This is a genomic window from Roseovarius sp. M141, assembly GCF_024355225.1.
Taxonomy (GTDB): Bacteria; Pseudomonadota; Alphaproteobacteria; order Rhodobacterales; family Rhodobacteraceae; genus Roseovarius.
On record NZ_VCNH01000008.1, the window covers coordinates 19,591 to 40,602 of the forward strand.

Sequence of the window (21,012 nt, forward strand, 5' to 3'; positions counted from 1 at the left end):
GCGGTCTTTACTTAATTTCGCGGCACCTGGACTTTTGAGCTCAAGGGTGCTGTTCGCTGTAGTTAAGAGGGTCAAGTACCGCCAAACGTCTGCTTCCCAATACGATAAAGCCAAAATTCGCAGACGCAGCGAATGTCGGCTTTTGCGCCATCGAGCCTTAGAGACATCTCCGGGTGGCACGCCGTCGTCACATCACTGCCACCCTGCGCCACCCCGCCACCCCGGCCGACATGCTTCGCTTGCTAGCGGCGCGAATCTACGCGTCATGTGATGACGACTGGAGGGTGAGTTGCATGGTCAACCGATTGCGATTGAATGAAAAGTCTGTGCGCGAGGCCGAGCCAGCGCCGGGGCGGGACTATCAGATTTTTGACACCGATGTGCGGGGGTTCGCGGTCTGCATCTACCGCTCGGGAAACCGGGCCTTCACCATCGATTATCGACATGCCGGGCGGCAGCGGCGGATGACCATCGGACGCTGGCCGGAATGGTCGACCACGGCCGCGCGGGAGCGGGCAAAAGAACTGCGGCGCGAGATCGACGCAGGGGCCGACCCGCTGGGGCAAAAGGAGACCGGGCGCGATGCGCCGCGCATCAAGGACATGATCGAGCGGTACACGGAAGTGCACCTGCCACACCTCTCGCCCACCAACGCCTCCGACCAGAAATCTATGCTGGCCAAGCTGGTGGCTCCGGATTGGGGCAACCGGCTGGTGACAGAGATCACACCCTACGATGTGGAAAAGCTGCTGAACAAGGTGGCGGCCGGTCGCGCCCGACCTTCGAAAGCCAAGCCGAACAACCGGGCGCGGAAGCTGCAGGGGGCAAAGCCGACCCCAGTGCGCGCCAACCGGACCGGCGAGGTGCTGCGCAAGATGTTCACCTATGCTGTCGGCTGGGGCTGGCGCGAGGACAATCCGGCCTCGAGTTTCCGCCGCCGGATCGAAAACCCACGCGAGCGCTTTTTTGAGCCATGAAGAAATCCGCAAGCTGGCCGAGGCGCTGGAGACGGCTGAGGACCGCCGCGCGGCTGACATCATCAGGATGTGCATGCTGACCGGCGCGCGCGTCGGCGAGGTTCGCCAAGCGCGGTTTGAACACTTCAACCTTGAGCATCTGAGCTGGTCGAAGCCCGCCAGCATGACCAAGCAGCGCAAGATCCACCGCCTTCCAATCTCGGACGAGGCGGCGGCGATCGTGCGCCAGCGCCAGTTGCTGGTGCCGCGCGGATGCCAACTGCTTTTTCCCGGCGATGTTCCGGGCCAGCCCGTGAAGGAAATCCGCCGCTTCTGGGCCAATATCCAGAAGCAGGTCGGGATCCCGGATGTGCGCATCCATGATCTACGCCACACCTTCGCTTCACTGCTGGTCAGCGGCGGCGCGTCGCTGGAAATGATCGGCAAGCTTCTGGGCCACAGCCAGATGCAGACGACACAGCGCTACGCCCATCTGATGGATTCGCCACTGCGCGCGGGCGTCGATGCTGTGGCCGACGCATTCCGGCCCAAGCCGAAACTGGTCCATGATTCCGGCGAGGAGCAGAAGACGGCATGATCTTCCGTGCCTCGGTGTTTTGATGATCAGCAAGTCTCGCGCAGCGATTTCCAAATCGGGGTGAGTTTGCGCCGGATCGTCCGCTCATCCGGCACCTCGCCGCTATCTGACTTTTTCACGAACCATTCCTGCACTTCTCCGACCCACTCGGCCTGTGTTTCAGGAACACCGTGTTCATGAACGCGGCGAATGAGCGAGATATACATCTCATCCCAATCGTAGCGCGCGGTCGATCCTATGTGCGATGCCGGGCGCCGCAGAAGATCGAAATCCGCTTCGAAACGGCGAACGTCCTCGGCCATGATCAGCAGGTCCGCCAGCGTGACCTCGATCCCACTCGAGTGTTCCGATAACGAAACGTACTCCTCCTGGCCCAGCGGCCGCACGCGCCAAAGCCGACAGGTGGTAGGGCCAGTTCCGCAACGCCGGAACATTTGGAGAATGTCAGTGACCAGTACAGCCCCAAATCCTGAAAGTGGCTGCAGGCCGTTGGGAAAGCCACCGATGGCCGTGACGATGTTAAAACGACCGACCGACGCCCAGCCAGCAATGTCGGCGAGCGAGCATTCCCAGCGGACCGAGGCTTCGTGTAATGTGAAATAAACGCGCGGTGGCAATGCCATGCCTCACCTCCTTTCTTATCTATTTGGCGTTGGCCAACATCCCGCACCATTGACTGAGGCGATCTCAGGCCTGGCAGGCGGGAATGGGGATCAGCCGCGCGGAAAACCCGCGACGGCGGGGCGGCAGGGAATGATCAATCTCAGATCAATAACCATCTCATCCATATCCGCCTCCTTCTCCGTCTGATTCTCAAAACCGCTCTCCTTAAGGATGAACGCCAGAACAAATCAGGAACACAACCGAACTCCGTTCTTGACAGTTGAACTTGCTGATTGATTCGTTTCGATCCAAATCGTCCCCTCGCAAAACGTCAATAAAACAAGGGGTGGCATCGATGCTGGCAAATGAGCGCCACCCTGCGCCACCCCGCCACCCCTGCCGATCTGTTCTCGCTGTCTGACGACATCCGCCCACGCCGGGCGGCGAACAGGAGGCAGAGATGATTCAATCACAGACTGAACCGGAGACGACCGCCACAGCCCTGCTGTCGGGCTGGATCAGCCGCAAGGATCTGGCCGATGCGCTGGGCGTGACGGTCGACACCCTAGGGCGATGGGAAGCCCGGCGGGTCGGGCCGCCCTGCGTGCGGGCGGGGCGCATGGTGCTCTATCGGCGCCGCGCGGTGGAGGACTGGCTGGCCGCGCAGGAGATGCCGCGTGCCAAAACGGCAGGAGGTCGGCGATGAACGCGCCCACCCCCGTTCGCGGACCCCACGCGCGGGACGCGGCGCGCGCGGACTGGATCGACGAGCGGCGGCGCGAAGCTCGCGCTGTCGTGGCCGACGTGGCCCACCATTCCGACCACCTGATCCGGCTCGCCTGCAATGTGCTGATCCGCCATGGCGAAACACCGCAGGAACGCGAGGATGCGCGCATCCTGTTGGTCGTGCTCGATGCCAGGCATCCCGGACGCGGCGACCCCCAACCGGATCCGGAGGTGTCGCGATGAGCAAGCGCAACCAACCGGAAGCCGAGATCCAGCGCGCCATCGTCCAGGCCCTGCGTTTAGTGCTACCCCGCGACGCCATCGTCCATCACTGCGCCAATGAGGTGACCGAGGCCGGGCCGCGCGGTGCCAGGCGGCAGTCGATCCTGGTCGGCATGGGTGTCCATTGCGGCTTCGCCGATCTGATCGTGCTTTCCGGCGGCCGCGTGCTGTTCCTCGAGGTCAAAAGCCGGACGGGCCGCTTACGCAAATCGCAGGAGGTGTTTCGCGACGCCGTGCTGGCGCAGGGCTTCGGCTGGGCGCTCGTGCGCTCGCTCGACGACGCGCTGGGCGCGTTGGCCGATCACGGGTTCACCAGCCGCGTGCAGCTTCCAGCGCGGAGGGCGTCGCCATGAGCCATGAAGCCACCAACTGGGCGATCAAGCAGCGCGGGTTGAAGCCCACAGCCAAGATCGTGCTCTGGCACCTCTGCGACCGGTTCAATCCGGATTATGGCTGCTTTCCCTCGCAGGCGCGGCTGGCGCATGATTGCGAGATCAGCCGGGCAACGCTGAACCGTCATCTCGACGGGCTGGAGGCACGCGGACTCATTCGCCGGATCAGGGTGATAGACCCCAAGACCGGGCAGCAGCGCCCCACCCGCTATCTGCTGGGCTGCGAGCCAGGGTTTACGCCGCGCGGACCGCGCCAAACCGAGGGCGATTCAACCAATCCCTTCGAGGCAGGAGAGGCTGAAACCCCATGTCCGGATTTGAGACACGGGTCACTTGCCGAAAAATCGCATATCGACAAGGGCTTGTCGCTCGAGACAGACCCGAACCCGTGTCTCGTTTCAGAACACGGGCCCGTGTCTCAGTTTGGCGCAAACCCGTGTCTCAAAAATGACGATTCCCGTGTCTCAAATTGCGACACTAACCTTGTAAGAGAACCACTAAGGAAACCAGTAAAGGAGGAGGAGGACGCGCAGGCGCGAGATTCCGATTTTGATCGGTTCTTTGCAGAACTGCTCGGCGCGCTGGGCTTTGCCACCGATGCGACCCTCCCGACCTGGTGGCAGGGCTGGCCAGCGCGACAGCACGTTCGCCGCTGGATCGATGACCTCGGGCTCTCCGAAGATCGGATCATCGAGGTCGCGACCGAGTCCCGCTGCGATCACCCCAATCCGCCTGATGGCCCCAAGGCGCTGGATCGGTTCATGGAACGCGCCGCCCAGCGTGATGCGCAGGCTGCTGCGGCAAATGCCAGCGGCTGGAAAACCAAGCGGCAGCGCAAGCGCGACGTAGGCCCTCCACCCAGCCCGGACGAGCTGGCGGCGTTCTATGCGGCCAAGGTCAACTCGGAAGCATACCTCCCCCAATGGCATGATCAGCAGCGCCATGTGCGCGGCGATGCTGGAACGCGGGCTGGTCACGGCAGAGCGGCTTCGGCAACGGGGGGTGCGGTGAATGGCATGGTGTCACGTCCCCGGCACGGGTTGTCCCTCTGCGCAGGCGGCGGAGGCCTGGATCTGGGCCTCATGCTCGCCGAGCCCGGATATCACACCCGCGCCTTTGTCGAATGGGAGGAGTGGCCGCGCGCCGTGCTCATCGCCGCCCAGCGCGCTGGGTATTTTGCCCCGGCGCCAATCTGGGATGATCTGCGCAGCTTCGATGCCCGGCCGCTCCGCGGTGCTTTTGACACCGTGCTCGCCGGGTATCCCTGCCAGCCCTTCAGCGCCGCCGGAAAGCGCGGCGGGGCCGATGATCCCCGCCACCTCTGGCCCGAGGTCGCCCGTGTTATCAGGGAATGCCGTCCCGCATGGGTCTTTCTCGAAAACGTCCCCGGCCATGTCAGCCTCGGCCTTGAAACCGTGCTGCGAGAGCTTTGGGAGATGGGCTACACGCCTGCGGCGGGCCTGTTCAGCGCGGCAGAAGTCGGCGCGCCGCACCAGCGGCTCCGCATCTTCATCCTGGCCCACACCGATGAGCCTGCATCCCGGCACTGCCCGCTACAATCCGGCGGGGAACAGCGATTTCACCCGCAAGGCGGAAGCGCTGGCGCTGGGCATCACCAACTGGTCGACGCCGAAGGCGACGGACGGAGCGAAGGGTGGGCCCGGCCAGAGCTATGGCTCGGGCGGGATGCCTCCCCTGCCAGCGCAGGCGGCACAATGGCAGACGCCGGTGGCGGACGATCAGGTCGACCGGCTACGCGGCAAGATCAACAGCCGGGGCGAGCCCAAGCTGAGTGCGCAGGCGCTGCAATGGCCAACACCGGCGGCGCAGAACTGGAAGGGCAGCAGTCCCGCCAGCATCACGCGGTCCGATGGCAAGTCCCGGATGGATATCCTGCACTATCGCGCGGAACAGGGCTTCACCCACCCGGACCCGGCGACCCCGCCGCATGGGCGGTCCTCGCTGCACGCCCCGATCTCGCGCCCGCTCTGGGCTTCAATGATTGCCTCGCATGGGCGGGTCGTATCGCGGCGGATCCTGAAAGCCCGGGCGCGGCGGCGGCTCAATCCGCTCTTCGTCGGATGGCTGATGGGCTGGCCCATCGGGCACGCGCTCTGCGCCTGCTCGGCAACGGAGTTCACCCGCTGGCAGCAGCGCATGCGTGGCGCTCTCTCGCGGCTGCCCATGGCCTCGGGCCCTTGGATCTGGCGACCGAGCCAAGAGCCGGAGGGCCCAGCGCAGATGACTCTCTTTGAAGGATGGCTGCCATGAGCATGCAGGGACGGATTGCCCGGGCTGGCGGGACAAAGGTGAAACGCGCGCTGGGCGTGCAGGCGGCGCTGGAATGGGCGTTCCGGGTGGAAAAGGCACAGCTGGAACTGCCACCGCCGAAGGATGTGGTCGAGGAAGGCTATGGGTTTGGTCTGGAGTACGTCTTGATGCAGCGTGCCGCGCTGGGCTGCAAAGTGGATGGTGGCCAGCACAAGATGGGAAGTTACACCCATGCAGATGCCGAGGTCATCGCCGCCATCGTCGCCGGAATGCCCGACGCGCTGGGCGGCATCCGCATGGCCATCCGCGTGGCGGAACTGGCCCGCGCCGGACTGACGCCGGACTGGATGCCCGGTGTCGTGCCGCGCTGCGTTCCGGTGGAAACGCGGCAAAATCAGCATGGCATTCGGGCCGTGACGGAAGTTGTGGGCACCGAACGGGTGCTGACCCAGGGCAAATGGCGGACAGTGGAGGTGCTGGTCTGCCCCGTCACCTGGCAGTGCACCCCGAGCAGATCACCTCCGCCCGGCGCGGCTATGAGGATTGGTGGCAGGCGTTGGATTGGGTGCGCGACGGGCTGGTGGTGGGGCGGATGTTACGCGATGTTGAGGTGACGGCGGCAATGCCGAAGGTGCAGCCATGGCGGTGATTGTAGCAGCGGCCTCTCTGGAAACGGCATCTTGTCAAATGGCATATAATCTATATATTTGTGTCACAGGAGATTTACCATGCAGTTTGCCACAATCGAACCCACCGCGTCCCGCCCGGACCTTCCCGCCATCACGGACGAGGAGGCGGCCGCCCTCGCGCGCACCACCGTGAACCTGTTCCGCGCCTGGCAGCTCAGCGATATCGAGGCCCGCACGCTGCTGGGTGATATGGCCCAGCGCACATGGGCGCGCTGGAAGGACGGCAGCATCGGCCGGATCGACCGCGATCTGCGGGCGCGCATGGCCATCCTGATGGGGATTCACAAGGGCCTGCGCTATCTCTTCAGCGATCCCGCGCGCGGCTATGCCTGGATCAGAAAGCCGAACGCGGCCTTCAACGGCCAAAGCGCGCTCGACGTCATGATGCGTGGCGAGATCACTGATCTGATCGATCTGCGCAGCTATCTGGACGCCGAGCGTGGTGCATGGTGACAGCGCCGGTGCGCCGCGTGGTCTGGCCGCGCACAGCCCGGATCATCCGCTCGATCTATCCGCCGATTGACCTGTTCGAGGACATTGCCGACCCTGCCGATTGGGAGGCGCTGGCCTCGTACCGAGGCCAAGTTCAACCCGCGTATCCGTGACAGCATCGGCGATCTCGCAAAGGTCCCCGAGGACCGACGCATCACAGGAACCGGCGCAAGCTGGGTCATGGGCCCCCTTTGTTCACTGCTCGCCTTTGCGGCCGGGACGGTTCACCGATGGGACGTTTGGCCTGTACTACGCGGGCGACAGCACCGAGGTGGCGATTGCCGAAACCATCCACCACCACACGAAAACCATGCTGGTTACGGATGAAGCCCCCGGCTGGACATCGCAGTTCCGCGAGCTGATCGGGTCTGTCGATGCCGAATTTGACGATGTCTCCGGGATGGATGACCTGCTGCACCCGGATGACTATGCCGCCTCTCAGGTCTTCGGTGCCCAGCGCCGCGCGGCGGGCTCCGACGGCATAACCTGGCCCAGTGTGAGGTTTGCGGGCGGCAACTGCATCGCCGCATTCTGGCCGGATGTGGTTCCGATCCCCGCACAGGGGGCGCATTTCGCTTATCACTGGAATGGGAGCGCGGTCGATTATGTTAAGAGGCTGGATACTGGAGAGACCATTGGGGTCCATTAGCATTGAACCGGAATGATCAGACGTTGCAGTGCAGCCTACTCACCACTACGATTAGATCGGCTACGGCCGTAAAAAAGCTCAATTCATTCAATAAAATGCCGCCATCAACTGATCTAGCATCTCATCAGGACTGCAAAACTCGCTCATGAACCAAATTGCTCACAACAGGCTCGTCTCTTTCATATGGTCTATCGCTGACGACTGCCTTCGCGACGTTTATGTCCGGGGGAAATACCGTGATGTCATCTTGCCGATGGTCGTGCTGCGTCGCCTCGATACCCTTCTGGAACCCACGAAAGCCGAGGTTCTAGAGGAGGTCCGCTTTCAGAAGGACGAAATGAAGGCGATCGAACTGGACGATGCCCCACTCAAGGCGGCCTCCGGTTACGTATTTTTCAACACCAGCAAATGGACGTTGAAACAGCTTCACGCCACCGCCACCAACAACCAGCAGATCCTGTTGGCCAACGTGGAAGACTACCTGGGCGGGTTCAGCGACAACGTCAAAGAGATCATCCAGCGATTCAAGCTACTGGAACAGATGCGCCACATGGCCGACAAGCAGGTCCTGCTGGACGTGCTGGAAAAGTTCATCTCGCCGTACATCAACCTGACGCCGCACCTGCTCGAGGATCCCGAAGGCAATGCCATGCCCGGCCTCAGCAACCTTGGTATGGGATATGTGTTCGAAGAACTGATCCGCAAATTCAACGAGGAAAACAACGAAGAGGCGGGCGAACACTTCACACCGCGTGAGGTGATCCACCTGATGACCCACCTGGTCTTCGATCCGATCCGGGACCGGCTGCCCCCCGTCATGACCATCTACGACCCCGCCTGCGGCAGTGGCGGCATGCTGACGGAATCGCAAAACTACATCATCGACCCCGAGGGCCAGATCAAGGCGACCGGCGACGTCTACCTTTATGGCAAGGAAATCAACGACGAAACCTATGCCATCTGCAAATCCGACATGATGATCAAGGGCAACAATCCCGAGAACATCAAGGTCGGCTCGACCCTGTCCACCGACGAATTCGCCGCACATCGTTTCGACTTCATGCTGTCCAACCCGCCCTACGGCAAAAGCTGGAACAGCGAGCTGAAACACATCAAGGACGGCAAGGATGTCATCGACCCCCGCTTCAAGGTCGATCTCAACGATTACTGGGGCAAAACCGAAACCTTGGACGCCACCCCGCGCTCCAGCGACGGCCAACTGCTGTTCCTGATGGAAATGGTGGGCAAGATGAAGTCCACCAAGGACAGCCCCATCGGTGCGCGCATTGCGTCGGTGCATAACGGCTCCAGCCTGTTCACCGGCGACGCGGGCAGTGGCGAATCCAACATTCGCCGCCATATCATCGAAAACGACATGCTGGATACGATCATCCAGCTGCCCAACAACCTGTTCTACAACACCGGCATCACCACCTACATCTGGCTTCTGACCAACGCCAAGCCCGAGACGCGCCGCGGCAAGGTCCAGCTGATCGACGCTAACCTGCTGTTCCGCAAGCTGCGCAAGAACCTTGGCGACAAGAACTGCGAATTCGCGCCTCAACATATCGACGAAATCGTCGCCGCGCATCTCGCCTTCCAACCGGTCGAGCGCCGGATCGACGGGAACGGTGATCCGACAGGCATTGCCGTGCAGATCTTCGACAACACCGATTTCGGCTATCACAAGGTCACCATCGAACGCCCCGACCGTCGCCGCGCCCAATTCAGCGCGGAACGGTTGGAAACGCTGCGGTTCGACAAATCCCTGCGCGAACCGATGGCGCATCTTTGGGCCGAGCATGGTGAGGAGGTCTATCAGCCCGGTTTTCTGAAATCGCAGGCCAAGGCGATCCAAACCTGGTGCGAGGAACAGGACATCACCCTGAACGCCAAACAGCGCGGCAAGCTGGTCGATACGGCGCTCTGGGTCCGTCTGCGCGATCTGGTCGCGGTGGGCATGCAGCTGATGCAGGCTGTCGGCACCGAAGAGACCGCCGATTTCAACGCCTTTCGCGATAAGGTGGCCAAGATCCTGAAGGCCCGCAAGATCAAGCTATCCGCTACTGAGCGGAACGCGATCCTGAACGCGGTCAGCTGGTATGCCGAGGATGCGGAGAAGGTCGTCGACAAATCCCGCAAACTCAGCGCGTCTGAGCTGAAGGCGATCACGGCCCGGTTGGGCTGTGACTTGGAGGAGCTTGCTGATTTTGGTCTTTATCGCCAGCCCGACGGCAATTTCCTGACCTATGAGACCAGCAGTGACTTGCGCGATAGCGAGGCAGTGCCGCTGAAAGACAGCATCCACCGCTATTTCCGCGCCGAGGTGCAGCCGCATGTGGCCGAGGCCTGGATTAACCTGGATACGGTGAAGATCGGGTACGAGATCAGCTTCAACAAATACTTCTACCGCCACAAGCCGCTGCGCAGCCTGGATGCCGTGACGCAGGATATTCTTGCGCTGGAGGAAAAGGCTGACGGGCTGATGGCAGATATTCTTGGGGTCGAGATCGCTACCAAGCTGGAGCCAGCAGAATGAGTTTGGCGGCGTATCCGACCTATGGCAGCTATAAGGACAGCGGCGTTGAGTGGATCGGCGATGTCCCTAGCGAATGGCAAGTCGAGCCCGGCCGCCAGTGCGTCTACGAAAACCGGGAAAAAAACACGCGTATGAAGCAAAACACCGTGCTGTCTCTCAGCTATGGTCGCGTTATCGTGAAGGACGAGGACAAGCTGACCGGGCTGGTTCCCGAAAGCTTCGAAACCTATCAGATCGTCCAGCCCGGTGACATCATCATTCGTGGCACTGATTTGCAGAACGATATGACGAGCCTTCGAACCGGACTAGCGAAAGACGTCGGCATCATCACGTCCGCTTACATAAACCTGCGACCGAAGGCGCAGATCAACCAAGTTTTCCTGCATTATCTGCTTCATTCTTACGACGTGAAGAAGGTCTTTTATGCCTTGGGTTCGGGCCTACGCCAAAACCTGTCATATCTGGATTTCAAATACCTGAAATTGCCTATCCCATCCCCAGACGAACAGCGCGCCATTGCGGAGTTTCTGGATGGGAAATGCGCGGGGGTGGAGGAGGCGGTGCGGATCAAGGAGGCGCAGATCGCCCTTTTGCGCGAGCGGCGGCAGATCCTGATCCAGCATGCCGTTACCCGCGGCCTGAACCCCGCCGCCCCGATGAAGGACAGCGGCATCGACTGGATCGGCCAAATCCCAGCGCATTGGGAGGTGAAGCGATTCACCAAAGAAATAGAGGTCCAAGAAGGCCCCGGTATCATGGCTGTCGATTTTCACGACAGCGGCGTGCCATTGATCCGGATTTCAGGCGTTCGTGGCCGTCAAGTGACCCTGGAAGGCTGCAATTTCTTATCGACTGCTAAAGTTCGCCGAAAATGGGATCACTTCAAACTGTCCGAGGGCGACCTTGTCATCAGCGGCAGCGCGTCGACAGGTTTTGTCTCAGAAGTTGGCCCAGAGGCGGCAGGGGCTATTCTCTACACAGGCCTGATAAAGCTGAAAATTAAGCGCGCAAGCATTGAGAAAAGATATCTCGAGCATTTCCTCTCTTCAGATTTGTTCAACGTCCAGGTCGAGCTTCTAAAAGCTGGTAGCACGATTGCACATTATGGCCCGTCCCACCTCGGCAGAATGTTTGTCGTATTGCCCCCGGTTGATGAACAACCAGAGATTTCGGTTTATTGCGATGGATTGAATGCGCGCGTCGGTGAAGCCATCTCGATTAAGCAAGACCAGATCGCCGCACTCAAAGAATACAAGGCCAGCCTGATCAACGCGGCCGTCACCGGCAAGATCAAGGTCGTCTAGGGGGTCACATGGTCAGCAATACCAGGGAAATCGCGCTGGAACAGGCCATTCAGAAACATTTGACCGGCCACACCACCGAAGAGCTTGCGGGCCAGCCCGCACTGCCGGGTTCTGCCCCCTATCGCATCGGCCAGCCCGGTGATTTTGATGCCAGATATGCGCTCGACACCGCGATCTTCTGGCAGTTTCTGGAAACCACCCAAGGAAAGGAACTGGCCAAGCTGCGCGACCGCAATCCCGGCGATTGGCAGGCCAAAATCCTCGAACGCTTTGACAGGCTGATCAAGAAGGACGGCTTGCTGCATCTGCTGAAAAAGGGCCTGTCGGTCGATGACGCGCGGTTCGATCTGATGTACCCCGCACCGCTGGCCAGCTCTGCCGCCCGCGTGCACGAAAACTTCGCCGCCAATGCCTTCAGCATCACCCGCCAGGTCCGCTATTCCCAGAGCAATCCGGGCGAAGAGATCGACATGGTGCTGTTCCTGAACGGCCTGGCCCTGATCACCGTCGAGCTAAAGAACGCCTGGACTGGCCAGACCGCCCGCTTTCACGGTCAAAAGCAATATCGGGAAAAACGCGACAACACCCAACCCCTGCTGCAATTCGGCCGCGCGCTGGTGCATATGGCGGTGGACACCGACGAAGTGTTCATGGCCACCAAGCTGGCCGGGCCCTCCACCTTCTTTCTGCCGTTCAACAAGGGCCACAACAACGGTGAGGGCAATCCACCCAACCCGACCGGCCACAGATCGGCCTATCTGTGGGAAGAGGTGTTCATGCCTGCCAGCCTTGCGGGCATCATCCAGCATTTCGTTCTGCTGGAGGGCAAGGCAAACGATCCCCTGCCCAAAAAATCGCTGATCTTCCCACGCTATCAGCAATTGGACGTGGTGCGCCGTCTGCTCGACCACGCCGCGCGCAATGGCGTCGGCCACAGCTATCTGATCCAGCATTCGGCGGGGTCGGGCAAATCGAACTCGATCACCTGGGCGGCTTATCAGCTGATCGAAACCTATCCCGACAGCGCAGGCTTGCCTGGGGCCAAGGGTCTGGACCAGCCGCTGTTTGACTCCGTCATCGTGGTGACGGATCGACGCCTGCTGGACAAACAGCTGCGCGACAACATCAGGGATTTCTCCGAGGTCAAGAACATCGTCGCCCCGGCCATGCGGTCGGCCGATCTGAAAGCGGCGCTGGAGAACGGCAAGAAGATCATCATCACGACGATCCAGAAGTTTCCGTTCATCATCGACGGCATTTCGGACCTGAGCGACAAGCGGTTTGCGGTGATCATCGACGAGGCCCACAGCGGCCAGAGCGGGCAAGCACACGACAACATGAACCGCGCGATGGGCGCGGGTGACGTGGACCCGGACGAAGATGATCCGCAAGACCGCATCCTGGCCGCAATGCAATCGCGCAAGATGCGCGGCAACGCATCCTATCTGGCGTTCACCGCCACGCCCAAGGGCACAACGCTGGAGAAATTCGGCGAGCGGCAGCCCGACGGCAGCTTCAAGCCGTTTCACCTCTACAGCATGAAGCAGGCCATCGAGGAAGGCTTCATCCTGAACGTGCTGGCCAATTATACGAGCTACAAAAGCTATTACGAAATCCAGAAGTCGGTGGAGGAAAACCCGCGTTTCGACACCAAGAAGGCCCAGAAGAAGCTGCGCGCCCATGTCGAGCGCAGCCAGCACACGATCAACACTAAGGCCGAGATCATGCTGGACCACTTCATCCCGCAGGTCGTGAACACCAAGAAGCTGCGCGGCAAGGCCAAGGGAATGATCGTCACCCAGAACATCGAAGCCGCGATCCGTTACTACAAGGCGGTGACCAAGCTGCTCGATGCTCAAGGAGGCCCGTTCAAGGCACTGATCGCCTTTTCGGGCGAGAAGACCGTCGACGGCATAAAATACTCAGAAGCCGAGATGAACGGTTTTCCCGAAAGCGAAACGCGGGAGAAATTCGACTCCGACGACTACCGGTTGCTGATCGTCGCCAACAAGTATCTGACGGGGTTCGACCAGCCCAAGCTGACCGCCATGTACGTGGACAAGAAGCTGCAGTTCGTGCTGGCGGTGCAGGCGCTGTCGCGGTTGAACCGTTCTGCTCCGAAGCTGGGCAAGCGGACGGAAGACCTGTTCATCCTCGACTTCTTCAACAGCGTCGATGACATCAAGACCGCATTCGATCCGTTCTACACCGTGACCACGTTGTCCGACGCGACCGACGTCAACGTGTTGCACGAGTTGAAGGACGCACTGGATGAGGTCGGCGTTTACGAATGGCAGGAGGTCGAAGACTTCGTCTCACGGTATTTTGCTGGTGAGGATGCCCAAACCTTAAGCCCGATCATCGATATCGCGGCCAATCGCTTCAACTCGGAACTGGAGTTGCCCGACCCGGACAAAATCGACTTCAAGATCAAGGCCAAGCAGTTCGTGAAGATCTACGGACAGATGGCGTCAATTATCCCGTTTGAGATTCTCGAATGGGAGAAACTGTTCTGGCTGCTGAAGTTCCTGATCCCCAAGCTCAAGATCAAGGATCCCGATCAAGACATGCTCGACGAGCTTCTGGAGGCCGTTGATCTCTCGTCCTATGGCTTGGAGCGCACCAAACTGAACCACGAAATCGGGCTGGATGCATCGGACACAGAACTGACGCCTCAGAACCCCAACCCACGCGGCAACCGCGACGGCGACCCGGAAACGGACCCGCTGGATGAAATCATTCGCAGCTTCAACGAGCGGTGGTTTCAGGGATGGAGTGCGACGCCCGAGGAGCAGCGGGTCAAGTTCGTCAATATCGTCAATAGCATCCGTGCTCACCCGGATTACCCTGCAAAGTATGAGGCTAATGCTGACCCTTACAACCGTGGCCTCGCACTGGAAAAGATGCTGCAGGACGTGATGCTGAAACGGCGGAAAGACGAGCTGGAACTTTATAAGCTGTTTGCGTCTGATCCAGCGTTCAAGGCTGCCTGGAGCCAGAACATTGAGCAGGTCCTCAACAAAAACTTGGACAATCGGCCCGGCGCTTGACGCCAAGACGCTGGGCGATGGGGTTCAGCGCCTCAGCCCCCCCTTGGCATGGTTCCTCCCCGCCCCGAAACGTATACGGGGGGGCGCAGCGCGGCATTTCGCTAGCGCCTGGCTTCTTCACCGGGGAATCCACTTGGAAGCCACCCCGAGATACGCCTGTAATTAAACGTAAATATAACAGACAGTTACGACGGCGGATTATCCTCTCAAGGTGGATTCTTGACAAAAATAGTAAAATCCACCCCGTGGAAGCCACCGCGCCGGAAGCCAGCCAGCGGAAGCCAGCCGCGGAGAAGCCTTTGAATCCACTTCCGTTTTTCGTTTGACAAAGCTGCCCCCCCTTGACCTACCTATTGATCATCGAAGGATAGCGCCCGGAGGAAACCCCTCTCGGGCGCTTTCGTTTTTCCTCACATCGTGGATCCCGATTCTGCCGCTGCCGGTCTTGGCCGCGCGCACCGGCATGTCCGCCCTGCCAAAATGAGAACCACCCCATGGACCTTGTCTTCGCGCCAGGCGAGATCGAGACGTGGCCGATTGATCGGCTGCGGCCCTATGCTCGCAATGCCAAGATCCACGGCGACGACCAGGTGGCGAAGATCGCCGCCAGCATGGCGAAGTTCGGCTGGACCGTACCCTGCATGGTGGCGGACGACGGTGAGCTGATCGCGGGCCATGGCCGGGTGCTGGCCGCGACGATGCTGGGCCTGAAGGACGTGCCGGTGATCCGGCTTGGCCACCTGGATGAAGCCGAGCGCCGGGCTTACCGCATCGCGGACAACAAACTGACCGAGTTGGGCGAATGGGACGAGGCTATGCTGCGCGACGAGGTCGCCGGGTTACTGGCTGAGGATTTCGACCTGTCACTGCTGGGGATCACCGACGAGGATCTGGACGCGCTGCTGCAGGATCCGGATCAACCTGAAGGTGGTGCTGTCGAGGGTGAGGATGACATTCCCGAACCGCCGGTCACGCCGGTTTCGGTTGCGGGCGATCTCTGGCAACTCGGATCACACCGGCTGATCTGCGGCGACAGCACGTCCGCCGATGTGGTCGGGCGGCTGCTGGGCGATGTGACGCCGCTGCTGATGGTCACGGACCCGCCCTATGGCGTGGAATATGACCCAAGCTGGCGCAACCAGGCAGGGGCGGCGAAGACCAAACGCACCGGCAAGGTGCTGAACGACGACCGGGCCGATTGGCGCGAGGCTTGGGCGCTGTTCCCCGGCGACGTCGCCTATGTCTGGCATGGCGCGCTGCACGCTGCGACCGTGGCCGAAAGCCTCGTCGCGGCCGGTTTCAACGTGCGGTCGCAGATCATCTGGGCCAAAGACCGGCTTGTATTGAGCCGAGGCGATTACCACTGGCAGCACGAACCCTGCTGGTATGCCGTGAAGAAGACCGGCAAGGGACATTGGGCGGGCGACCGGAAGCAAACGACGCTGTGGCACATTTCCGGCAAAGACCAGGACACCGCCACTGTTCACGGCACCCAGAAGCCAGTCGAATGCATGCGCCGCCCGATCCTGAACAATTCCAGCCCCGGCCAGGCGGTGTTTGAACCCTTCATGGGATCCGGCACCACGCTGATCGCGGCGGAAACCACAGGGCGGGTCTGCTTCGGAATCGAATTGAACCCGGCTTACGTCGATGTCGCCATCGATCGCTGGCAGCAGTTCACCGGTGCAAATGCCGTGCTGGGGGAAACCGGCGAGACCTTCGCCGACCTGACGGCCAAGAGGCTGGCTTCATGAACGCGCCAATTCTGCCGGGCCGGATCGAGCACTGGCCGATTGACCGGCTCCGCCCCTATGCCCGCAACGCCAAAACCCATGACGCTGACCAAGTGGCAAAGATTGCCGCCAGCATGGCCGAGTTCGGCTGGACCGTGCCGGTGCTGGTCGCCGCCGACGGCGAGCTGATCGCCGGGCACGGCCGTGTCCTGGCTGCCGCCCAGCTCGGACTGCCCGAGGCCCCGGTGATCGTGCTGGGTCATCTGACCGAGGCGCAGCGCCGGGCGTATCGCATCGCCGACAACAAACTGACCGAGTTGGGTGGCTGGGACGAGGCGCTGCTCATGCAGGAACTGCAGGCGCTGCTGGCCGAGGATTTCGACCTCGGGCTGATCGGGATCCCCGAGGATGAGCTGGACGCGCTGCTGGCCGATGCCGACGACCGCACGGAGATCTCTGACGGTGCCGCCGACGCCATCCCCGAACCGGCTGCCGAGCCGATCACCAAGCCGGGCGATATCTGGGTGCTGGGCAAGCATCGGCTGTGCTGTGGCGATGCCACCGATCCGGACGTCGTCGCCAAGCTGATGCAGGGCGAGCAAGCGACGCTGATGTTCACCTCGCCGCCTTACGCCCAACAGCGCGACTACGGCGCGGCCAAGGAAAAGGTCGGGGATTGGGATGCGCTGATGCAGGGCGTGTTTTCCGCGGCCCCGGTCACGGCTGACGCGCAACTGCTGGTCAACCTAGGGCTGGTCCACCGCGATGGCGAATGGCAGCCCTATTGGGAAGGATGGGTCGAATGGATGCGCAGCTCTGGCTGGCGACGCTTTGGCTGGTATGTGTGGGATCAGGGTCCGGGCCTGCCGGGCGACTGGCAAGGCCGCCTGGCCCCGTCGCACGAGTTCATTTTCCACTTCAACCGCGCGCCCCGCAAACCGCACAAGACGGTCCCGTCCAAGCACGCGGGCGAGACCCTTGGCGGCGGTGGGCTGCGCGGAGCCGACGGCACCGTTCACGCCAAGACCGGCACCGGCAATGCGATCCAAAGCCACCGCATCCCCGACAGCGTTTTCCGCATCATGCGCCACAAGGGCGGGCTGGGCGCAGCGGGGTCGCACCCGGCGGTGTTCCCTGTGGCGCTGGTCGAGGCAGTGCTGACGGCGTTCAGCGATCCCGGCGATCTGATATACGAGCCGTTCTGCGGCTCCGGCACCCAGTTGATCGCTGCCGAACGCGCTGGGCGAAGGTGTTTCGCGATGGAACTGGACCCGGTCTATTGCGATGTGGCCGTGCGGCGGTGGGAGTTGGCGACAGGAAAGAAGGCGGCACTTGCAAGCGGCGATGCTGGTCCCGTCAGCACCAACGCCCGCCTGTCCTGATCGTTTACCATCGACGGCATGCAAGGTAGGGTGAGGGTCCACTCGTGTCGGGAGGCGCAGATGAAGACTGGCGCAGACGGGAAGTCCCCTGACGACGAACGAGCCAGATTGCAGGCCTGCATCGCGCAGCTCGAAGATGCACTGGCAGATTATGTGACGAGGTTCGGGTTGACGGACGCAGCGCGGGCAGCATTCAGGATGTCAGCTGAACTTCAGGATCATGACAAATCGCATCGGTGAGGCTTTCGATCTCCCCTCGCCGATACCGCCCACCGCGTTCGACGTTCAGCGGATACGATAGACCCGCCCGCGATCATCTTCCTTCGCCGAGGTCACGACCAGCCCCAGCTTCTTGCCCAAGGCCCCCGACATGGCACCTCTCACGGTGTGGGCCTGCCACCCGGTGGCGGCCATGATCGCCTCCATAGTGGCACCTTCCGGGGCGCGTAGCATCTCGATCAGCATTGCCTGTTTCGTGCCCGAGCGGGGCTTCGGTGCTTTCGCACCGGGTTCCGCCTTCGCGTGCTCGCGGATCGAGGCTACTGTCCTGACCACGACCGGCTCGATCCCGATGGCCAGCAGCCCCGCATCTGTGACCACCAATGTGGTACCGTGGCCGTCACCAGTTTCCCGCCAGAGCGGTTCGCCATTGCGGATATTGGCGTCGACCTCCTCGAGCCAGCCGCGTCCGATCATCATGGTGACGACCTTTTTTGCGGCGGCACCGTGCAGTCCTTTGGGCAGCGGCATGGCAATGTTGTCGGGGCGCTGGGCTCCGGCGCTGAGGATGAGGGACTGCGTATCGGTGAGTTTGGTCATGTGGTCCTCCGGTTTCCGAGGGCCAGCGCCGGTGCCAGCCCTTCTACCGAGTAAAGCCCGCCGCATAGACGGGCCGCGCCTTCGCGCGCGCGCCTCAATCGGCGTGTTCACCCTCCTCGAAAGCGCTGTCGGTGATGCGCTTGAGGAGGCTCGCGTAATGCTCGAGAGTGCCGACATTTCCCCAATTGATCTCGTCGGGGTTGGTCCCGAAATGGTCGTCGCTCAGGGCTTGCAGGCGCTCCAGCATCGTGTCGATTTCGGCCTTCTTGCCGGTGAACACGTTCAGGGCGGCTTCCTTGTTACGCCGGGCCTTCTCGGCGCGAAGCTGGTGACGGGGTGTGGTGATCGGGTTCAGGCGGGTCATGGTTTGGCCTCCGGAGGGGGTGAGTTGCATCGATTTCGTGCAATCAGAATCGCTCTGCGGGCGAGTGTAATCAACTGAATACCAAGCAATATCATTGCTTTAATCGTGGCAAGCAGCACCATGGAAGGCATGTCCGAGCGCGAGTATTCCGCCCATTCCGGTCTGTCGCGCGGGGCCATTCAGAAGGCGCGCAAAGCCGGGCGGCTAGCAGTTTACAGCGACGGGTCGATCAACGCCGCCGCCTCGGATGTGCGCCGCGCCGAGATGACCGATCCGGACCAGCAGCGGCGCAGCACCGGCGGCGACAGCGGCTTCTCGGGGCCAGCCGACAGCTCCTCCTACCTCAAGGCCCGCACCGCGCTGACCGTCTACCAGGCGCAGGAACGCCAACTGGCGATCCAGAAGAAGAAGGGCACGCTGGTGGATCGGGCCCGGGCCGAGACGCTGGTGTTTCGCCTCGCACGGCAGGAACGCGACGTCTGGGTGACCTGACCGAAAATGGACCGAAACCGCCCCTTGACCAAGACGGATAACTTCTGGCTGGCAATTCCGTTGCCCGCTGCAGGGAAATCGACGCGCGGCGGCCGGATCACCCCCGGCGAATGGGAACGGCGGCGCGGTTTGCGTCTGCGGTTCGTCTATCGCCGGACGGGTCCGAGCCTGCTGGTGGCTGAGGGGCGGCTGAACACGAAGGGCCAGGCGGTAGTGTCGCGTTCCAAAACCGGACGCGGGAAGGTCACCGCGCCGATCTTTCTACTGGTCCCACAGGTGAAGCTGCCCAAGCGGCTCAATCTGGCGCGGGATGCAGCGCGGGCGCATGACGCCGTGCCGGGGTTGATCGTGGCGAATTGGGTGGCGGCTGGTCGACAAGGGCGCAAAACTTAGCCGCGTTCTGGCTTCTGGTCCAGTTAGCAGGATCGCCCGGTCCCAGCATTCCAGTTGCTTTCGGCGACAGCCTCGCTACAAACTGAAACGATGAACCAACAGACGCCCATCCACGAGTTCATTGGGGTTGGCCTATATTCTGTGGCCGATGCTGCGAAGCTCTTGAAGGCACCTCCGCGGAACTTGCGGCGGTGGTTGGATGGTTACGACTACAAGAACAAGAAAAATGACGAAGTTCGGCATGTTCCTCCACTTTGGAGGCCGGACATTCCCAAGATCGACGATGACATCGAGCTGAGCTTTCGCGACCTGATTGAGCTTCGCTTCGTGCGGGCGTTTCTTGAAAAGGGAATCGGACTGAAGGCCGTTCGGAACTGTATGGACTATGCTCAACAGTGCATCCAAACGGATAGACCTTTTTCGTCTGGTCGTTTCCGGACCGATGGACGAACAATTTTCTTGGAGAGCCTGGAGGCCGCAGGCGAGCCGAAATTGCTTGACCTCAAGCAGAAACAGTACGTTTTCAAGCAAGTGGTCGAGCAAAGTTTCAAAGATCTGGATCTGGAGGGCGACATTGTCGCGCGCTGGCGGCCCTATCGTAGCAAAGACAGTATCGTGGTGGACCCAACCCGATCCTTTGGTCAGCCGGTAGCGTCCGCTTCAGGAGTGCCGACGATTGTGTTGGCCGAAGCCGTGAAGGCCGAGGGCTCCATTTCCCGCGTCGCAGCAATGTATGAAGTCGACAAGTCCGTAGTACAGGATGCGGTCCGGTTCCATCAGGAGCTGTTGGCCGCTTGAAGGTGATGGTTGATGAAAACCTCCCCCCAGCAATGGCGAAGGCACTTGCGGCCCTTTTCGCTGGCAAGCACGAAATAATTCACTTGAGACAGAAGTTTGGCCCTGGGGTAAAAGACACCGAGTGGATCGCCTCTTTGACTTCAGAGGGCCACTGGATCATTATTTCTGCTGACCGGCGGATTGCCAAGAACAAGGCCGAACAACAGGCGTTCAAAGGGTCGAAGTTGGTTGGCTTCTTCCTTGCGCCAGGCCTTCAGAAGGCCAAGCTGACCAAGCAAATGGAACGGCTGATGGCGCTCTGGGAAACTATCGAGAAACAGGCCGAGCTGGTTGGGGGCGGTGCAATGTTCGAAATTCCGATGAAAAGCACCAAGCTCAACCAGATCTGATAGACTCGATAGATAAGACCACACTCTTTGTTCCATTCTGATGGGTCTAGCACACCGAGACCTAGCGCGGCAGTGATTTTTGCGTGGAGAA

General features: G+C 61.2%; 16 protein-coding genes and 7 pseudogenes. 19 read left to right on the forward strand and 4 right to left on the reverse strand.

The window, feature by feature from the left end; translation table 11 throughout:
- The first annotated feature begins 293 nt into the window (after nt 1-293).
- Nucleotides 294-1,554 (forward strand): annotated as a pseudogene (locus tag FGD77_RS04160) (tyrosine-type recombinase/integrase).
- 26 nt (nt 1,555-1,580) lie between these two features.
- Here the strand turns inward: FGD77_RS04160 and FGD77_RS04165 are convergent.
- Nucleotides 1,581-2,177: a hypothetical protein gene (locus FGD77_RS04165; RefSeq protein WP_255006616.1), complete on the reverse strand. Its 597-nt coding sequence runs from the start codon at nt 2,175-2,177 to the stop codon at nt 1,581-1,583.
- Nucleotides 2,178-2,617: 440 nt separating this feature from the next.
- Between FGD77_RS04165 and FGD77_RS04170 the strand changes: the two genes are divergently transcribed.
- The 4 genes and pseudogenes from FGD77_RS04170 to FGD77_RS22365 all read left to right on the forward strand — a co-directional run.
- Nucleotides 2,618-2,863, forward strand: a complete 246-nt coding sequence (locus FGD77_RS04170; protein ID WP_255006617.1) for an AlpA family transcriptional regulator — start codon at nt 2,618-2,620, stop codon at nt 2,861-2,863.
- The gene (locus FGD77_RS04175; RefSeq protein ID WP_255006619.1) at nt 2,860-3,126 is read left to right on the forward strand and encodes a hypothetical protein; all 267 of its coding nucleotides are present in this window, start codon (nt 2,860-2,862) and stop codon (nt 3,124-3,126) included. Before FGD77_RS04170 ends, FGD77_RS04175 begins: the two co-directional genes overlap by 4 nt.
- Nucleotides 3,123-3,518 (forward strand): VRR-NUC domain-containing protein, encoded by a 396-nt coding sequence (locus FGD77_RS04180; RefSeq protein ID WP_255006622.1) that lies wholly within the window; start codon nt 3,123-3,125, stop codon nt 3,516-3,518. Before FGD77_RS04175 ends, FGD77_RS04180 begins: the two co-directional genes overlap by 4 nt.
- A pseudogene (locus tag FGD77_RS22365) lies at nt 3,515-3,655 on the forward strand (helix-turn-helix domain-containing protein); the annotation flags it as partial. The gene FGD77_RS04180 and the pseudogene FGD77_RS22365, both read left to right, overlap by 4 nt.
- A 399-nt stretch (nt 3,656-4,054) precedes the next feature.
- On the opposite strand, the gene FGD77_RS22370 reads toward FGD77_RS22365, so the two are convergent.
- The gene (locus FGD77_RS22370) at nt 4,055-4,534 is read right to left on the reverse strand and encodes a hypothetical protein (RefSeq protein WP_369682702.1); all 480 of its coding nucleotides are present in this window, start codon (nt 4,532-4,534) and stop codon (nt 4,055-4,057) included.
- Nucleotides 4,535-4,657: 123 nt separating this feature from the next.
- Between FGD77_RS22370 and FGD77_RS22375 the strand changes: the two are divergent.
- From FGD77_RS22375 to FGD77_RS04235, 10 genes and pseudogenes are all read left to right on the forward strand, one after another.
- Nucleotides 4,658-5,032 (forward strand): annotated as a pseudogene (locus FGD77_RS22375) (DNA cytosine methyltransferase); the annotation flags it as partial.
- A gap of 52 nt (nt 5,033-5,084) precedes the next feature.
- The gene (locus FGD77_RS04195; RefSeq protein ID WP_255006627.1) at nt 5,085-5,828 is read left to right on the forward strand and encodes a DNA methyltransferase; all 744 of its coding nucleotides are present in this window, start codon (nt 5,085-5,087) and stop codon (nt 5,826-5,828) included.
- Nucleotides 5,825-6,477 (forward strand): annotated as a pseudogene (locus tag FGD77_RS04200) (hypothetical protein). The gene FGD77_RS04195 and the pseudogene FGD77_RS04200 overlap by 4 nt, the downstream one beginning before the upstream one ends.
- 79 nt (nt 6,478-6,556) lie before the next feature.
- A complete protein-coding gene (locus FGD77_RS04205) occupies nt 6,557-6,970 on the forward strand; it encodes an MbcA/ParS/Xre antitoxin family protein (protein ID WP_255006628.1) in 414 nt (137 codons plus the stop codon).
- Nucleotides 6,964-7,658, forward strand: a pseudogene (locus FGD77_RS04210) (RES family NAD+ phosphorylase). The gene FGD77_RS04205 and the pseudogene FGD77_RS04210 overlap by 7 nt, the downstream one beginning before the upstream one ends.
- Nucleotides 7,659-7,803: 145 nt before the next feature.
- A complete protein-coding gene (locus FGD77_RS04215; RefSeq protein ID WP_255006629.1) occupies nt 7,804-10,197 on the forward strand; it encodes a class I SAM-dependent DNA methyltransferase in 2,394 nt (797 codons plus the stop codon).
- Entirely contained in the window at nt 10,194-11,501 is a 1,308-nt protein-coding gene (locus FGD77_RS04220) for a restriction endonuclease subunit S (protein WP_255006630.1), read from the forward strand. The genes FGD77_RS04215 and FGD77_RS04220 overlap by 4 nt, the downstream gene beginning before the upstream one ends.
- A gap of 8 nt (nt 11,502-11,509) precedes the next feature.
- Nucleotides 11,510-14,551, forward strand: a complete 3,042-nt coding sequence (locus tag FGD77_RS04225; protein WP_255006631.1) for a type I restriction endonuclease subunit R — start codon at nt 11,510-11,512, stop codon at nt 14,549-14,551.
- A 494-nt stretch (nt 14,552-15,045) separates the two neighbouring features.
- Nucleotides 15,046-16,305 carry a site-specific DNA-methyltransferase gene (locus FGD77_RS04230; protein ID WP_255006632.1) on the forward strand — a complete coding sequence of 420 codons (1,260 nt, stop codon included), beginning with the start codon at nt 15,046-15,048 and terminating at the stop codon, nt 16,303-16,305.
- Nucleotides 16,302-17,666, forward strand: coding sequence for a site-specific DNA-methyltransferase (locus FGD77_RS04235; protein WP_255006633.1), 1,365 nt, complete (start codon nt 16,302-16,304; stop codon nt 17,664-17,666). Before FGD77_RS04230 ends, FGD77_RS04235 begins: the two co-directional genes overlap by 4 nt.
- 285 nt (nt 17,667-17,951) lie before the next feature.
- Here the strand turns inward: FGD77_RS04235 and FGD77_RS04240 are convergent, their stop codons facing one another.
- Both FGD77_RS04240 and FGD77_RS04245 read right to left on the reverse strand, forming a co-directional pair.
- Complete coding sequence (locus FGD77_RS04240; RefSeq protein WP_255006635.1) at nt 17,952-18,485, reverse strand: DUF3489 domain-containing protein; 534 nt, start codon at nt 18,483-18,485, stop codon at nt 17,952-17,954.
- Nucleotides 18,486-18,579: 94 nt separating this feature from the next.
- Nucleotides 18,580-18,849 (reverse strand): hypothetical protein, encoded by a 270-nt coding sequence (locus FGD77_RS04245; protein ID WP_255006637.1) that lies wholly within the window; start codon nt 18,847-18,849, stop codon nt 18,580-18,582.
- Between the two features lie 120 nt (nt 18,850-18,969).
- On the opposite strand from FGD77_RS04245, the pseudogene FGD77_RS04250 reads away from it, so the two are divergent.
- From FGD77_RS04250 to FGD77_RS04265, 4 genes and pseudogenes are all read left to right on the forward strand, one after another.
- Nucleotides 18,970-19,338: pseudogene (locus FGD77_RS04250) on the forward strand (hypothetical protein); the annotation flags it as partial.
- A gap of 45 nt (nt 19,339-19,383) precedes the next feature.
- Nucleotides 19,384-19,734, forward strand: a pseudogene (locus FGD77_RS04255) (DUF6441 family protein); the annotation flags it as partial.
- 195 nt (nt 19,735-19,929) lie between these two features.
- A complete protein-coding gene (locus tag FGD77_RS04260; RefSeq protein ID WP_255006640.1) occupies nt 19,930-20,532 on the forward strand; it encodes a hypothetical protein in 603 nt (200 codons plus the stop codon).
- Between the two features lie 5 nt (nt 20,533-20,537).
- Nucleotides 20,538-20,921, forward strand: coding sequence for a hypothetical protein (locus FGD77_RS04265; protein WP_255014070.1), 384 nt, complete (start codon nt 20,538-20,540; stop codon nt 20,919-20,921).
- The last annotated feature ends 91 nt before the right edge of the window (nt 20,922-21,012 follow it).

Coding starts and splice junctions, on each gene's coding strand:
- FGD77_RS04245 (WP_255006637.1), bottom strand. CDS start 18,849: ATGACCCGCCTGAACCCGATCACCACACCCCGTCACCAGCTTCGCGCC.
- FGD77_RS04170 (WP_255006617.1), top strand. CDS start 2,618: ATGATTCAATCACAGACTGAACCGGAGACGACCGCCACAGCCCTGCTG.
- FGD77_RS04205 (WP_255006628.1), top strand. CDS start 6,557: ATGCAGTTTGCCACAATCGAACCCACCGCGTCCCGCCCGGACCTTCCC.
- FGD77_RS04225 (WP_255006631.1), top strand. CDS start 11,510: ATGGTCAGCAATACCAGGGAAATCGCGCTGGAACAGGCCATTCAGAAA.
- FGD77_RS04240 (WP_255006635.1), bottom strand. CDS start 18,485: ATGACCAAACTCACCGATACGCAGTCCCTCATCCTCAGCGCCGGAGCC.
- FGD77_RS04230 (WP_255006632.1), top strand. CDS start 15,046: ATGGACCTTGTCTTCGCGCCAGGCGAGATCGAGACGTGGCCGATTGAT.
- FGD77_RS04195 (WP_255006627.1), top strand. CDS start 5,085: ATGAGCCTGCATCCCGGCACTGCCCGCTACAATCCGGCGGGGAACAGC.
- FGD77_RS04220 (WP_255006630.1), top strand. CDS start 10,194: ATGAGTTTGGCGGCGTATCCGACCTATGGCAGCTATAAGGACAGCGGC.
- FGD77_RS04180 (WP_255006622.1), top strand. CDS start 3,123: ATGAGCAAGCGCAACCAACCGGAAGCCGAGATCCAGCGCGCCATCGTC.
- FGD77_RS04165 (WP_255006616.1), bottom strand. CDS start 2,177: ATGGCATTGCCACCGCGCGTTTATTTCACATTACACGAAGCCTCGGTC.
- FGD77_RS04235 (WP_255006633.1), top strand. CDS start 16,302: ATGAACGCGCCAATTCTGCCGGGCCGGATCGAGCACTGGCCGATTGAC.
- FGD77_RS04175 (WP_255006619.1), top strand. CDS start 2,860: ATGAACGCGCCCACCCCCGTTCGCGGACCCCACGCGCGGGACGCGGCG.
- FGD77_RS04265 (WP_255014070.1), top strand. CDS start 20,538: ATGGTTGATGAAAACCTCCCCCCAGCAATGGCGAAGGCACTTGCGGCC.
- FGD77_RS04215 (WP_255006629.1), top strand. CDS start 7,804: ATGAACCAAATTGCTCACAACAGGCTCGTCTCTTTCATATGGTCTATC.